We start from the raw sequence: 13,273 nt of genomic DNA, 5'->3' as shown, positions 1-13,273 counted from the left end.
AGCCGCCCGAGAGTGAGGGCGGGCTCGGCGTGATGGCGCGCTCGCCACGCGCCCGTTGGTTGCTGCGCGTCGCCGTGGTGCTGATCCTCGCGCTGGCGGGGGCGGTGATGTGGATCACCAATCAGTGGCTGACCCAGCGTTTCACCGAGACGACGCGCGTGCGCACCGAGCTGCGGCTTGCGCTTTACACCGGCAACATCATGTCCGAGCTGCAGCGGACATCCGTGGTGCCGCTGTTGCTCGCGCGCGATCCGGAGCTGACGCAAGCTCTTGATACAACGGATTATTCCACCGCATCGGCGCAGTTGATCACGGCCAAGAAAGAGGTCGCGGTGGCTTCGATCCGGCTGTTGGACATGCAGGGCCGGGTGGTCGCGTCGACCAATCGCACGCAGATCGGCTCGCCCTTCCCGAATGCGCCCTTCTTCGTCGATGCGACCCGCTCGCGCGGGACGATCTTCTCGGTCAACGAGCCCGAGGCAGGCGGCACCGAATTCGACTATTCGCGCGCCGTCATCCAGAACAACAAGCCCGTCGGCGTGATCGTGGTCGAGGCGGATCTGTCGAAATTCGAACGCGCCTGGGCCGGGATTTCCGATGCGCTTGCCGTGGTCGACAGCGAGGGCAAAATCATCCTGACGACCGAGCCGCGCTGGCGCGGGGTGACGATGTCAGAGGCGCTGGCCGCGCGGTCTGCCCCTTCCGCGATCGAGCGCGCGCTGCAGGCGACTGCGGACTGGGCCAATGACGCGCCCGACGCCTATCTCAAGGGCCGCGCGGTGATGCGCACCGAGGCGCGCATTCCCTTCCGTGGCTGGAAGATGATCGCCTTTACCAGCTACGATTCCGTGCGCGAGCGGGTGAATGCGGTGCTCGCGCTCGAGATCATGGGCTTCGCGATCCTGCTGGCGCTGGTCTTCTACGCGCTGTCGCGCCGGGCGCGGCGACAAAGCCAGGAATTGCGCGCGGAATCGGCGGAGCTGCGCCAGCTCAACACCCGGCTGAGCCGCGAGATCGCCGAGCGCGAGAAGGCGCAGCAGGATCTGGCCGTGGCCGAACAGACGATCGCGCAAAGCTCGAAACTCGCGGCTCTGGGGGAGATGTCGGCGGCGGTGAGCCACGAATTGAACCAGCCCTTGGCCGCGATGAAGACCTATCTGGCCGGCGCGAAACTGCTGTTGCAGCGCGCCCGGGTCGAGGAGGCGCTGTCCTCCTTCCAGCGCATCGACGACCTGATCGGGCGGATGGGCGCGATCACGCGGCAGCTGAAATCCTATGCCCGCAAGGGCGGCGAGGCCTTCGAGCCGGTGGACCTGCGGGTGGCTCTGTCGGAGGCGCTCTCGATGATGGAACCGCAGCTGAAAATTCGCAAATTGCACATTTCGCGCACCATGCCGCGCAGTCCTGTTATGGTAATGGCGGACCGCATCCGGCTGGAGCAGGTGATCATCAACCTGTTGCGAAATGCACTCGACGCCACCAAGTCGGTTGAGGAACCGCAAGTGGAGTTGTTGCTTACCTCGGGTGAGACGGCCGTGCTGAGCGTGCGTGATAACGGTCCCGGTATTTCGGATCTCGACAAGCTGTTCGAGCCGTTCTGGACCACGAAGAAACCGGGGGAAGGGACGGGGCTGGGCCTCGCGATCTCGTCCTCCATCATCAGTGATTTCGGGGGTCGTCTGACCGCCCATAATTCCGAAAGCGGGGGTGCCGTCTTTGAAGTGCAGCTGCCCCTCCTGGCGGACAAGAACAGGGCCATAAAGGCCGCGGAGTAAGACATGGCAAGACTAATGAAGGTAGCGATCGTCGATGACGAGGAAGATATGCGGCAATCCGTCAGCCAATGGCTGGCGCTGTCGGGCTTCGACGCCGAGACCTATGCCAGCGCCGAAGACGCGCTGAAAGTGATCGGCCCCGATTGGCCGGGCGTGGTGATCACCGACATCCGGATGCCCGGCATGGACGGGATGGCCTTCCTCAAGCGGCTGATGGGCATCGATAGCGGTCTGCCGGTCATCATGATCACAGGCCACGGCGATGTGCCGATGGCGGTCGAGGCGATGCGTCTCGGCGCGATGGACTTCATGGAAAAGCCGTTCTCGCCCGATCGGATGACCGAGCTGGCCAAGCGCGCCACGCAGGCGCGGCGCACGACGCTGGACAACCGCGCACTGCGCCGCGATCTGGCCGAGGGCGAAAAGGTGATGGGCAAGCTGATCGGCACTTCCGAGCCGATGGAGCGTCTGCGCGAGGATATTCTCGATCTGTCGCAGGCGGATGGTCACGTTCTGATCGATGGCGAAACCGGCACCGGCAAGACGCTGGTGGCCCATGCGCTGCACGCGACGGGCCCCCGCGCGGGCAAGAAATTCGTCGTGGTCAGCTGCGCCGCGCTGACCGAAGAGGCGCTCTCGGCCAAGCTGTTCGGCCCGGTCGAAGAGGGCGGTCTGCCGCTGATGGAAGAAGCGCGCGGCGGCACGCTCTGCCTCGAGGATGTCGAGGCGCTGAGCCAGTCGCTGCAGGCGCGGCTTTTGCAATTCATCAACGATCAGGGCGCACCGGCGGAGACGCGGATCGTTGCGATCTGCAACACGCATGGCGAGGGCAAGACGGTCGAGGACTCGCTGCGCCCCGACCTCTACTATCGTCTGGCCGCGCTGAAGATCACCCTGCCGCCGCTGCGGGCGCGCGGCGAGGATATCCTGACGCTGTTCAACCGCATGTCCGAGCAATTCGCCGATGAATATGGCTGCGACGTGCCCGAAGTCACCGCGCAGGAAGCAGCCCAACTGCTGCAGGCCCCGTGGCCGGGCAATGTGCGCCAGCTGATCAACGTGGCCGAACGCGCGGTGCTGCAATCGCGCCGGGGATCGGGCTCGATCGCGTCGCTTCTGATGACCGATGACGAAGAGACGGGACCGGCGGCGATCACCACCGAGGGCAAGCCGCTCAAGGAATATGTCGAGAGCTTCGAGAAGATGCTGATCGACAATACGATGCGGCGCCACAAGGGCTCGATCTCGGCGGTGATGGAGGAGCTGTGCCTGCCGCGCCGGACGCTGAACGAGAAAATGGCCAAATACGGCCTCGCCCGCGCGGATTATCTGTGAGGGCAGGGCTTCTGGCTGCGGCCCTCGCGCTTGCGCCCCTGATGGCGCAGGCGCAGGACGCGCCGCCGGAGGCCGCGCAATTGCAGGGCCAGCACCCGTCGAAATATTACGAGACCGCGTCGCAGCTTTTCTCGCAAGGCCGCAAGGAAGATGCGATTTTCCTGTTCTATCTCGGGCAGTTGCACTGGCGCTGCCTGCTTGCCGCCAATCCCGGCATTGATCCGACGGGCGATCCGGCGCTGTTCGGCTCGCTCTCCGAGGTGGTCGGGCGACCGCTCAACGAATGGGCCTACGGCGATCCCGACATGGTGCATCGGCTGCTCGGAGAGGTGCTTGCCTATGACGCGGCGCATCCCGATCCGTATCGCATGACGCAAGCTGACAGCCCCGAATGCGCGCAGGTACGCCGCGGGCTGGAAGGGTTGCGCGACGGAATTCCTGCTCAAGCGGAAGCAATTCGCCGCGAGCGCACGAGAAACGGCCTGCCCAATCGCTGAACATCGCGAGAATCCGGGGTGTGATTAACCCTTCCCTTACGAAAATTCGATTGTGTTCCCGTAGGCTGTGCCGCTATGGTCGGAACCAGTCGGTTTCACGCCATAAGTGTGAACCCACCGAAATTCGCTGATGCCTTGGCCGATCCGGCGCAGATGATGCGCAAGGGGCCCCGGCTCAACCGATTGGCCGAAAGGCCGCAAGTTTGTCTCCCTCTTCCGCATTAGACGGGACGGAGGCCGTTAATTGGGCGCCACGCGGCTAAGGCCGACCGCGCCTTGGAAAGAACCGCGATGATGCGTGACGGGATATCGCAGATGAGGACGGGCAGGCTCCACGCCACCGCCGTCTGCGCGCATGTCCGCACCCTCGCCTCAAGGACAGTTTCAGCCCAAGACAGCGCCGCGCCCCCGGGCAGGTCGCAAAGGGCTGACCTATTGGATTTACATGGCAAAGAAGATGCTTATCGATGCCACCCACGCGGAAGAGACCCGCGTCGTGGTGGTGGACGGCAACAAGGTTGAAGAATTCGACTTTGAGACCATCAACAAACGGCAGCTCGCCGGAAATATCTATCTCGCGAAAGTAACGCGCGTCGAACCGTCCCTGCAGGCGGCCTTCGTCGACTATGGCGGAAACCGGCACGGCTTCCTCGCCTTCGCGGAAATCCACCCCGATTACTACCAGATCCCGGTCGCCGACCGCGAAGCGCTGCTGGAAGAAGAACGCCAGCTCGCCGAGGCCGCGGCTGCGGAAGAGGAAAAGCCGAAATCTTCGCGCCGCCGCCGTTCGCGCCGGTCGTCGAACAAGGCGGAGAAGGCCAAGCAGGACGAGGCGGTGATCAGCTCGGACGAGATCCCGGGTATGGGCGTCGTCGATCCCGAAGCGGAAGGCGAAACCTCCGGCGAGGCTGCCGACGCGCCCGCCGACGAGACCAAGGCCGAAGCGCAGACCGACAGCACCGAGGCTCCGGGCGAGGACGCTCCCGCGCAGGCTCAGGAAACCGCCTCGACGCCCGCCGCTGCGGCTGAGACCGCGTCCGACGAGGATGACAGCGACGACTCCGACGACGATGACGACGACGCGGGCGATGACGCTGCCGAGGCCGATAGCGGCATCGAATCCGTCGCCGACGAGGATGTCGAAGAAGAAATCCGCCCGGCTCGCAAGCCGCGTCCGCGCCGCTACAAAATCCAGGAAGTGATCAAGGTGCGCCAGATCATGCTGGTGCAGGTCGTCAAGGAAGAGCGCGGCAACAAGGGCGCGGCGCTGACCACCTATCTCTCGCTGGCAGGCCGCTACTGCGTGCTCATGCCCAACACCGCGCGCGGTGGTGGCATCTCGCGCAAGATCACCAACGCCGCCGACCGCAAGAAGCTCAAGGAAATCGCGGGCGAACTGGACGTGCCGAAAGGCGCGGGCCTGATCGTGCGCACGGCGGGCGCGCAGCGCACCAAGACCGAGATCAAGCGCGACTACGAATACCTGATGCGCCTGTGGGAGCAGATCCGCGACCTGACGATGAAATCCGTCGCGCCAGCGCCGATCTACGAGGAAGGCGATCTGATCAAGCGGTCGATCCGCGACCTCTACAACAAGGATATCGACGAGGTTCTCGTCGAGGGCGAGCGCGGCTACCGCGCGGCCAAGGCGTTCATGAAAATGATCATGCCGAGCCACGCCAAGAACGTGAAGCACTACGCCGAGTCGCTGCCGCTCTTCGCGCGCCATCAGGTGGAGAGCTACCTCGCATCGATGTTCAACCCGACCGTGCAGCTCAAGTCCGGCGGTTACATCGTGATCGGCGTCACTGAGGCGCTCGTCGCCATCGACGTGAACTCCGGTCGGGCGACCAAGGAAGGCTCGATCGAGGAAACCGCGCTCAAGACCAACCTGGAGGCCGCCGACGAAGTGGCCCGCCAGCTGCGCCTGCGCGACCTCGCCGGTCTGATCGTGATCGACTTCATCGACATGGACGAGCGTAAGAACAACAACGCCGTCGAGAAGCGCATGAAGGAACGTCTCAAGACCGATCGCGCGCGCATTCAGGTCGGCCGTATCTCCGGCTTCGGCCTTCTCGAGATGAGCCGTCAGCGCCTGCGTCCGGGTATGATCGAATCCACGACGCAGCCCTGCGCCCATTGCCACGGCACCGGCCTGATCCGCTCCGATGACAGCCTCGCGCTGAGCGTCCTGCGCGCGATCGAGGAAGAGGGCACCCGCAAACGGACCCGCGAGGTTCTGGTGCGTGCCCCCGTCGCAGTCGCCAACTACCTGATGAACGCCAAGCGCGAGCATGTGGCGGTGATCGAGGCGCGTTACGGCATGTCCGTGCGCATCGAAGCCGCGCCGGAACTCGTCTCGCCCGATTTCACCATCGAGAAGTTCAAGACCGCGACGCGCAATGTCGCGGAAGTGGACAGCCCCGTGGTGTCGGCGTCGGCCAGCCTGATGGCCGAGATCGACGACGCGGAGGACGAGGCGCAGACCGAAGCTGAATCCGAGGCCGAGGAGCAGACCGCGACGGTCGAGACCGAAACTGAGGAGCAGCCGAAGAAGAAGCGTCGTCGCCGTCGTCGCCGCCGGAAGTCGAATGGCGAGAACGGGGAGAATAACGACTCCGCGGAGAACGGCGATCAGTCGTCGGACGACCAGAAGTCGGACGGTCAGAAGTCCGAGCCAGCCGAAGGGCAGGAAGCGCCCGCCAAGGCCGAACCCGCGCAGGCGGCGGAAGCTCCGGCAGACGAGGCCAAGACCGAGGCGCAAACCGACGCGAAGACAGAGGCTCAGCCCGAGGAAGAAGCGCCGAAGCCCAAGCGCCGCTCGCGCGCGCGCAAGAAGGTGGAAGAGCCGAACGCCGAGGCTGAAACCGCCGAGGCTGCCGTCGAGGGCACCGAGGCCAAGGCCGAGGAAGAAGCGCCCAAGCCGAAGCGTCGCACGCGGTCGCGCAAGAAGGTGGACGCGGAGGCCGATGCGCAAGCTGCCGTCGAAGGCAGCGCCGCAGAGGTCAAGGCCGACGCCGCAGAGGCAGCCGAGGAGGCGCCCAAGCCGAAGCGTCGCTCCCGTGCGCGCAAAAAGGTCGAGGAACCCGTCGCAGAGACGCCCGACACGCCCGAGCCGCCGGAAACCCCGCAGCCCGACGCGCCGACCGAACCGCAGGAGACGCCGCAGCCCGACGCACCGGTCGAGACGCCCGAGCCCACGCCGCAGGAAACCCCTATCGACGTGCCGCAGGAAGCGCCGCCCACGCCCGAACCGGAAACCCCGTTCGAGCAGCCGCCGGAAACGCCGCAGCCCGATGCGCCGGTCGAACTGCCCGGTGGTCCGGCCTTCGCCGAGACCGAGGCCGAGGGCGAGACGATGACCGAAGAGGCACCCAAGCCCAAGAAACGGGGCTGGTGGAGCCGCTGAGGCACCTTCAGATTTGAGAAAGGCCGGGCAGAGCGCCCGGCCTTTTTCGTTTTCGTATTTCGTTTTCCGCGCTCAGGCGGCCAGGTCCTGTGCCTGTCGGGTCAGTTGCAGCGCCGCCCGCGCCGCCTCGCGGCCTTTCTCGACAAAATGGCTGCCGAAGATCGTCCGGTGATGATCGGTCTCCTGGAATTGATGCGGGGTCAGCGAGACCGACAGCACGGGCACGCCCGTCTCCAGCCCCACCTGCATCAGGCCATTCACCACGGCCTGCGCCACGAAATCATGCCGATAGATCCCGCCATCGACGACCAGCGCCGCCGCCGCGATGGCGCCATAGGGGCCCGTGCGGGCCAGCTGCTGTGCCTTCATCGGCAGCTCGAACGCGCCGGGCACGTCGAAGACATCGACCTGCGCCTCCGGGATCTCTTCGAGAAACCCCTCGAGCGCACGGTCGACGATATCGGCGTGCCAATTGGCTTTGATGAAGGCGTAACGGGTGTGTGTCATCGTAATCTCCTTGCATAGCGACACGTCACCCAAGGCGATCACATGCAGTCCGCGCCCACGCGCCAAGGCACGGGGTCGGATGCATATTCTCTTCCATCCGGACTGTAACCGTCGGCTCAGGCCTCGCACCTGATCTGCTGACCCTCGCACGACGGCGAGGCGCTCGCGGGCTCGCGGATTTCGCCGCATACCGCCGGTGGGGAATTTCGCCCCGCCCTGAGAATGGCCGGAGATTGGCACGCGTTCTTGCGCTCGGCAAGGGGCTTTGCTCGGTCAGGATGCGACGGTCATCACCCCTTGCGCACCAGATAGACCTTCACGCCTTCCCAATCCTCTGCCTCGACCAGTTCGTGTCCGGTTTGCGCGCAGAAATGCGGCACGTCGATCCAGCTTGCCCCGTCGGTCGCGACCAGCTGGACCAGTGCGCCGGGCGCGGCCGACTCGAGCGCTTTGCGCAGGCGCAGAACGGGCAGGGGGCAGAGCAGCCCCTTCGCATCGATTTCGATATCGGGCGTCATGGCGGAGGTTCTCGCGCGGCCGCGCTGATTTGTCCACGCTGTTGTTATCTCACGACCCGGTGACCGCGCGCGAGGAATGGGGTAGAGGAGGAACATGTTTGGAATCGATCTCGTCTCCGCTGCGTTCCTGCCCGCCGCCTTCGTGGCGCTCTTTGCGGGTCTGTTGTCATTCCTCAGCCCCTGCGTGCTGCCGATCGTGCCGCCCTATCTCGCCTATATGGGCGGGGTGAGCATGGGCGATCTGCGCGAGGGCAAGCGCTCGGCCGTGGTCCCGGCCCTGTTCTTCGTGCTGGGCCTGTCGACGGTGTTTCTGTTCATGGGGTTTGCCGTCTCGACCTTCGGGCGGTTCTTCCTGACCAATCAGGTGCTGTTCGGACGGATCGCGGGCGGGGTGATCGTGATCCTCGGCCTGCATTTTCTCGGGGTTTTCCGGATCTCGATCCTCGACCGCGAGGCGCGGCTGGATGCGGGCGACCGGGGCGGCTCAAGCTTGGGTGCCTATGTGCTGGGCCTCGCCTTCGCCTTCGGCTGGACGCCCTGCATCGGCCCGCAACTGGGTGCGATCCTGTCGCTAGCCGCCCAAGGCGGCGATCAGGCACGCGGGACGGCTCTGCTGGCGGTCTATGCGCTGGGGCTGGGCATCCCGTTCCTGCTGGCCGCGCTGTTCATCCAGCGTGCGATCGGGGTGATGAACCGGCTCAAGGCCTATATGGGGATCATCGAGAAGACGATGGGCGCGCTGCTGGTCGTCGTCGGGATCCTGCTGCTGACCAACGCGTTCTCGGCGATCAGCTTCTGGCTGCTGGAAACCTTCCCGAGCCTTGCCGTGCTGGGCTGAGCCCTCAGGCCACCATTTGCGCCGCGCGGACCAGATCCGCCTCGAAAGCCCGCAGCATCGCGGGCTTTTCGATGTCGGGCAGGCGCAGCAGGTAGGACGGGTGGACGGTGATCAGCATCGGCGTGCCGTCGTCGAGCACCTCCACCGTGCCGCGCCGTTTGAGAAGGCCCCGCCGATCCCCGGTGAGGCTCTCCAGCGCGGTCGCCCCCATCGCGAGGATCGCCTTCGGCTTCACCAGCGCGCGCTCCTGATCGAGCCACCAGCGGCAGTGGTGGATTTCCTGCCGGTCGGGCGACTGGTGGATGCGCCGCTTGCCGCGCGGGGTGAATTTGAAATGTTTCACCGCATTGGTGAGGAAGGCGCGCTCGCGGGACAGGCCTGCACGTGCTGCCACCTCGTCGAAGAGCTGCCCGGCGGGGCCGACGAAGGGGCGTCCCTCAAGATCCTCGAAATCGCCGGGCTGCTCGCCCACGATCATCAGCGGCGCATCCAGTGGCCCTTCGCCCGGCACCGCCTGCGTCGCATTCTCCCAGAGCGGGCAACGGCAGCAGGCGTTCAGCCCGGCGAGCAGATCTTCGCGGTCGCCCACGGGCGGCGGCGTGGCGCGGTCGCTCGCCAGACGCTCGGTGATCTTGCCTGCACGGGCCGGGGCGAGCGTGGGTGCGTTGGCCGCCATCAATTCGGCGCGCGCCTGCGCGGTCGCGATCATCTCGGGGATCAGCCCGGCCTCGGGCAAGTTATGCCAATACTTGCGCGGCATCTCGGATTGCATCGCGCCGATCTTCAGCCGTGCCGGGTTGAAGATGTTGCGGAAATAGGTGCGCCAGAGGTCTTCCGCGCCATCCTCGGGCAAGTCAGGGCGCGGCTGGCCCTCGCTGAAGCGCAGCTTGCCCGCTTCGAAATGCGCGGTCAGGTCGGGCGTGAAGATCGACCAGTCCATATCGCCGAAGCGTTTGACGAAAAACGGCGCGGTCAGCTCGCAGATGTAATGCGTGGGCTCGAACCACGCGGCGAAACGGCGGCGGGGGGCGTCGGGCTCGCCGATCTCGCGGAAGCGCACGAAGGCGGTCATCTTGTGGCGGTCGCGCGAGACCTCCTTCGCCATGCGGTTCACCCGGTCGATGCGCGGATCGGCGCGGTCTTCCAGCAGGCGCTTGTCGGATCGCAGCGCCCAGAGCACCGAGTAAGCCCGCGCGAAGCGTTCCGGGTCGCGATGGCAGATCACGAGGCGGGCGAGATCGACAAAGCCCTTCGGCACGCTCACAGCGCCGCCTGTGGGGGTAGGGGCGTCCTGGGCGAAGAGATCGGCCTCACCCGCCCCGCGATGCCACAGAAGCTCCTCGGGCGGGATACCAGCGCCCAAGGCCGCGCGGGCCTCGTCTCGCCACGCCTCGAACGTGCCGATCTCGGGCAGGGTGATCGTGCGCATCACAACAGCTGCAATTGCTGTGGCGGCGGGGCGAAACGGGCGCGCAGGTCTGCCGCGTCGGTCAGCGCGCGCGGATGCCAGTCCAACAGCGTGATGAAAGGCTTCGCCTGCTTCAGGTTCGCCCCCATCCGCCGCAGATCCTCGTAGCGCAGCGTCCGGTGGCGGCGCGTCGCCAGCACGCGACCCACCGTCTTCACCCCCAGCCCCGGCACGCGCAGCAGCATCTCACGCTCGGCCCGGTTCACGTCGAGCGGGAACAGATGCCGGTTCGCCAGCGCCCAGGCGAGCTTCGGGTCGACCGTCAGATCGAGATTGCCGTCGGTCGTACCTTGCGAAATCTCGTCCACGTCGAAGCCGTAGAAGCGCAGCAGCCAATCCGCCTGATAGAGCCGATGCTCGCGCATCAAGGGCGGCTTGATCAGCGGCAGTGCGGCGGAACTGTCGGGGATCGGCGAGAAGGCAGAGTAATAGACGCGTTTGAGCGCATAGCTCGAATAGAGCCGCGTCGAGGTCTTCAGGATCGTCGTGTCATTCGCCCCGTCCGCGCCGACGATCATCTGCGTCGATTGCCCGGCGGGCGCGAATTTCGGGGGGCGCTTGCCGGTGAAGCTGCGCTCTTTCCGGGCCTCGCGCAGCAGCCGCACATCGCCCATCGCGCGCCGGATCTGGGCGGGGTCCTTCTCGGGGGCGTAGTCCTGCACCGCGCGGTCGGTCGGCAGCTCGACATTGATCGAGAGGCGGTCGGCGTAAAGTCCGGCCTCCTCGATAAGTTCGGGGGCGGCATCGGGGATGGTCTTCAGGTGAATGTATCCGCGGAAATTATGCTCCACCCGCAAGAGCTTCGCGATCCGCACCATATCGGCCATCGTGTCGTCGGGCGAGCGGATGATGCCGGACGACAGGAACAGCCCCTCGATATAGTTGCGGCGGTAGAATTCCAGCGTGAGGGTCACGACCTCCTCGGGCGAGAACCGCGCGCGGGTGACGTTGGAACTGACCCGGTTCACGCAATAGGCGCAGTCGTAGATGCAGAAATTCGTCATCAGGATTTTCAGCAGACTGATGCAGCGCCCGTCCGGCGTATAGGCGTGGCAGATGCCGGAGCCCGTGACCGAGCCGATCCCCTTGCCATCCTTGGAATCGCGCCGCTGCCCCCCGCTCGACGCGCAGGAGGCATCGTATTTCGCCGCATCCGAGAGGATCGCCAGTTTCTGATCGAGGGTCATTCTTGCCATGCGTTCACTATATGTTCACATTTTTCGCCTTTCAATAAATCCATGACAAAGGGGCGCGAAAATCGCGCCCCTTTGGAAAACGTCGCTTCGGTTTCAGGCCGTCAGGCGGCGATACATGTGCCAGCTGGCATGGCCCAGCACCGGCAGCACGATGAACAGGCCAAGGAAGACCGGCAGCATCCCGATGAACAGGCTCGCCGCGATCACCATGCCCCAGATCGCCATCGAGACCGGGTTGGCGGCGACTGCCCGCATCGAGGTGAGGATGGCGGTGATGATGTCGATCTCTCGATCCATGATCAGCGGCAGACCCACCACGGTGAAGGAAAACAGAATCGCCGCGAAGGCCGCCCCGATCGCGGAGCCGATCGTCAGCATCATCAGCCCGTTACCGGTGAACAGGATTTCGGGCGAGCTGGAGACATTGGTGAAGGCCGACAGCCCCATGAACAGCGCGAAGGTCGTGTGGGCGACGAAGACCCAGAACATGAACATCATCAGGATCAGCATCGCCATCGAGGGCGTCTGGCGGTCCTTCTCGGAAACGCAGCAGGCGATCACCTCACGCCAGACCAGCGGCTCTTGGGCTTCCAGCCTACGACTGACGGTGTAGAGACCCATCGCGGCAAAGGGCGCGAGCAGCGGAAAGCCGAGCGCGAAGGGGATCAGCCACCATTCCTCGCCCTGGGCTGCGAACACGGTCCAGAGCACGATGCCACCGAGCACGTAAAAGCCCGAAAACATCAGCCCGAAGGCCGGGGCGCGTTTGAAATCGTTCCATCCTGCTTTCAGGATGTCTGGTATTTCCGAGACCTGAAGGTCGCGGATATGCGGCACCTCGGAAGGCGGCGACGCGATCGTTTGCATGTGTATTCTCCCTGACTGAGGGCCCTCTCCCCAAGGCCCGCAACTTCACGTTGCGTCACGCGGGCGTGATCTGTCCAGAGAATTGCTTGCTGCGTCGCCGCGAGGCTCAGCCGCCCATCCGTTTCGTCAGTCGAAGCGACAGCGTATAAGGCAGTCGTTTCAATAGCTTGAGCTGCCATGTCAGGCGGCGGGGGAAGTGGGTCTCGAAGCGGTTCTTGGCCAGCCCGTCGGCAATGCGGCGGGCGGCCTCATCGGCTTCGATGACGAAGGGCATGGCAAAATCGTTCTTCTCGGTTAGGCGAGTCTTCACGAAACCGGGAGAGATCAGCCGCACGTCGATCGCGGGCGCATATTCCACGCGCAGGCTCTCGACGAGGTTGATGACGGCGGCTTTCGAGGCGGAATAGAGCTGCCCCTTCGGCAGCCCGAAGATGCCCGCGACCGAGCCGAAGATCACCAGCTGCCCGCCCTCGCGCAGCAATCCCGGTGCGGCCTGCGCGAACCACAGCGTGCCGAGCAGGTTCACCTCCACCAGCTTGCGCGCGGCGTCGCGCTCGATTTCATCGACGCGGCCGGGATCGTAGAGCGCCGCGGTGATGATCATTGCGTCCAGCTTTCCGTGGCTCAGGATCTCGCCGCGCGCATCGTCGAGGCTTTCGGGGTCGGAGACGTCGCAGGGGACGACCTCGCCCTGACCCAGTTCCGCCTTCAGCGCGTCCAGCGGCTCGACCGAGCGGGCCGACAGCACCAGCCGCGCCCCGCGCGCAGCCAGTTCGCGCGCCAGCGCCTGCCCGATGCCCGAGCTCGCGCCCATGATCCAGATGCGTTTGTTCTTGAACTCCACGGTGCTCATCTCTCGCTAC

11 protein-coding genes and 1 riboswitch are annotated in these 13,273 nt (G+C 65.2%); of the genes, 5 read left to right on the top strand and 6 right to left on the bottom strand.

What is annotated here, in order from left to right; translation table 11 throughout:
* The first annotated feature begins 32 nt into the window (after window positions 1-32).
* From BMI87_RS01290 to BMI87_RS01275, 4 genes are all read left to right on the top strand, one after another.
* Window positions 33-1,775 carry an ATP-binding protein gene (locus BMI87_RS01290; protein ID WP_078519361.1) on the top strand — a complete coding sequence of 581 codons (1,743 nt, stop codon included), beginning with the start codon at window positions 33-35 and terminating at the stop codon, window positions 1,773-1,775.
* A gap of 3 nt (window positions 1,776-1,778) precedes the next feature.
* Window positions 1,779-3,110 carry a sigma-54 dependent transcriptional regulator gene (locus BMI87_RS01285; RefSeq protein ID WP_078519360.1) on the top strand — a complete coding sequence of 444 codons (1,332 nt, stop codon included), beginning with the start codon at window positions 1,779-1,781 and terminating at the stop codon, window positions 3,108-3,110.
* Window positions 3,107-3,607 (top strand): hypothetical protein, encoded by a 501-nt coding sequence (locus BMI87_RS01280; RefSeq protein WP_078519359.1) that lies wholly within the window; start codon window positions 3,107-3,109, stop codon window positions 3,605-3,607. Before BMI87_RS01285 ends, BMI87_RS01280 begins: the two co-directional genes overlap by 4 nt.
* A gap of 445 nt (window positions 3,608-4,052) precedes the next feature.
* Entirely contained in the window at window positions 4,053-7,016 is a 2,964-nt protein-coding gene (locus BMI87_RS01275) for an Rne/Rng family ribonuclease (RefSeq protein WP_078520001.1), read from the top strand.
* A gap of 72 nt (window positions 7,017-7,088) precedes the next feature.
* Here the strand turns inward: BMI87_RS01275 and BMI87_RS01270 are convergent, their stop codons facing one another.
* On the bottom strand, window positions 7,089-7,523 hold the full coding sequence (locus BMI87_RS01270) for a 6,7-dimethyl-8-ribityllumazine synthase (protein WP_078519358.1): 435 nt from the start codon (window positions 7,521-7,523) through the stop codon (window positions 7,089-7,091).
* A gap of 81 nt (window positions 7,524-7,604) precedes the next feature.
* Window positions 7,605-7,751: riboswitch (FMN riboswitch) on the bottom strand.
* A 62-nt stretch (window positions 7,752-7,813) separates the two neighbouring features.
* Entirely contained in the window at window positions 7,814-8,041 is a 228-nt protein-coding gene (locus BMI87_RS01265; protein ID WP_078519357.1) for a sulfurtransferase TusA family protein, read from the bottom strand.
* A 94-nt stretch (window positions 8,042-8,135) separates the two neighbouring features.
* On the opposite strand from BMI87_RS01265, the gene BMI87_RS01260 reads away from it, so the two are divergent.
* Window positions 8,136-8,879, top strand: coding sequence for a cytochrome c biogenesis CcdA family protein (locus tag BMI87_RS01260; protein ID WP_078519356.1), 744 nt, complete (start codon window positions 8,136-8,138; stop codon window positions 8,877-8,879).
* Window positions 8,880-8,883: 4 nt separating this feature from the next.
* Here BMI87_RS01260 and BMI87_RS01255 read toward each other — a convergent pair whose 3' ends face one another.
* The 4 genes from BMI87_RS01255 to BMI87_RS01240 form a co-directional block, all read right to left on the bottom strand.
* Window positions 8,884-10,308 (bottom strand): UdgX family uracil-DNA binding protein, encoded by a 1,425-nt coding sequence (locus BMI87_RS01255; protein WP_078519355.1) that lies wholly within the window; start codon window positions 10,306-10,308, stop codon window positions 8,884-8,886.
* Window positions 10,308-11,543 (bottom strand): putative DNA modification/repair radical SAM protein, encoded by a 1,236-nt coding sequence (locus BMI87_RS01250; RefSeq protein ID WP_078519354.1) that lies wholly within the window; start codon window positions 11,541-11,543, stop codon window positions 10,308-10,310. Before BMI87_RS01250 ends, BMI87_RS01255 begins: the two co-directional genes overlap by 1 nt.
* A 93-nt stretch (window positions 11,544-11,636) precedes the next feature.
* A complete protein-coding gene (locus BMI87_RS01245; protein ID WP_078519353.1) occupies window positions 11,637-12,410 on the bottom strand; it encodes a DUF2189 domain-containing protein in 774 nt (257 codons plus the stop codon).
* A gap of 106 nt (window positions 12,411-12,516) precedes the next feature.
* The gene (locus tag BMI87_RS01240; protein WP_078519352.1) at window positions 12,517-13,263 is read right to left on the bottom strand and encodes an SDR family oxidoreductase; all 747 of its coding nucleotides are present in this window, start codon (window positions 13,261-13,263) and stop codon (window positions 12,517-12,519) included.
* Window positions 13,264-13,273 lie beyond the last annotated feature (10 nt).

The organism is Thioclava sp. F28-4, from assembly GCF_002020045.1.
GTDB lineage: Bacteria > Pseudomonadota > Alphaproteobacteria > Rhodobacterales > Rhodobacteraceae > Thioclava > Thioclava sediminum.
Note: the sequence above shows the minus strand (reverse complement) of the source record. Positions and strands in the feature narration are given on the sequence as shown.

What these genes read in the sequence shown, in the direction of transcription:
- BMI87_RS01290 (WP_078519361.1), top strand. Translation starts at nt 33, where the DNA reads ATGGCGCGCTCGCCACGCGCCCGTTGGTTGCTGCGCGTCGCCGTGGTG.
- BMI87_RS01285 (WP_078519360.1), top strand. Translation starts at nt 1,779, where the DNA reads ATGGCAAGACTAATGAAGGTAGCGATCGTCGATGACGAGGAAGATATG.
- BMI87_RS01275 (WP_078520001.1), top strand. Translation starts at nt 4,053, where the DNA reads ATGGCAAAGAAGATGCTTATCGATGCCACCCACGCGGAAGAGACCCGC.
- BMI87_RS01270 (WP_078519358.1), bottom strand. Translation starts at nt 7,523, where the DNA reads ATGACACACACCCGTTACGCCTTCATCAAAGCCAATTGGCACGCCGAT.
- BMI87_RS01265 (WP_078519357.1), bottom strand. Translation starts at nt 8,041, where the DNA reads ATGACGCCCGATATCGAAATCGATGCGAAGGGGCTGCTCTGCCCCCTG.
- BMI87_RS01260 (WP_078519356.1), top strand. Translation starts at nt 8,136, where the DNA reads ATGTTTGGAATCGATCTCGTCTCCGCTGCGTTCCTGCCCGCCGCCTTC.
- BMI87_RS01255 (WP_078519355.1), bottom strand. Translation starts at nt 10,308, where the DNA reads ATGCGCACGATCACCCTGCCCGAGATCGGCACGTTCGAGGCGTGGCGA.
- BMI87_RS01250 (WP_078519354.1), bottom strand. Translation starts at nt 11,543, where the DNA reads ATGGCAAGAATGACCCTCGATCAGAAACTGGCGATCCTCTCGGATGCG.
- BMI87_RS01245 (WP_078519353.1), bottom strand. Translation starts at nt 12,410, where the DNA reads ATGCAAACGATCGCGTCGCCGCCTTCCGAGGTGCCGCATATCCGCGAC.
- BMI87_RS01240 (WP_078519352.1), bottom strand. Translation starts at nt 13,263, where the DNA reads ATGAGCACCGTGGAGTTCAAGAACAAACGCATCTGGATCATGGGCGCG.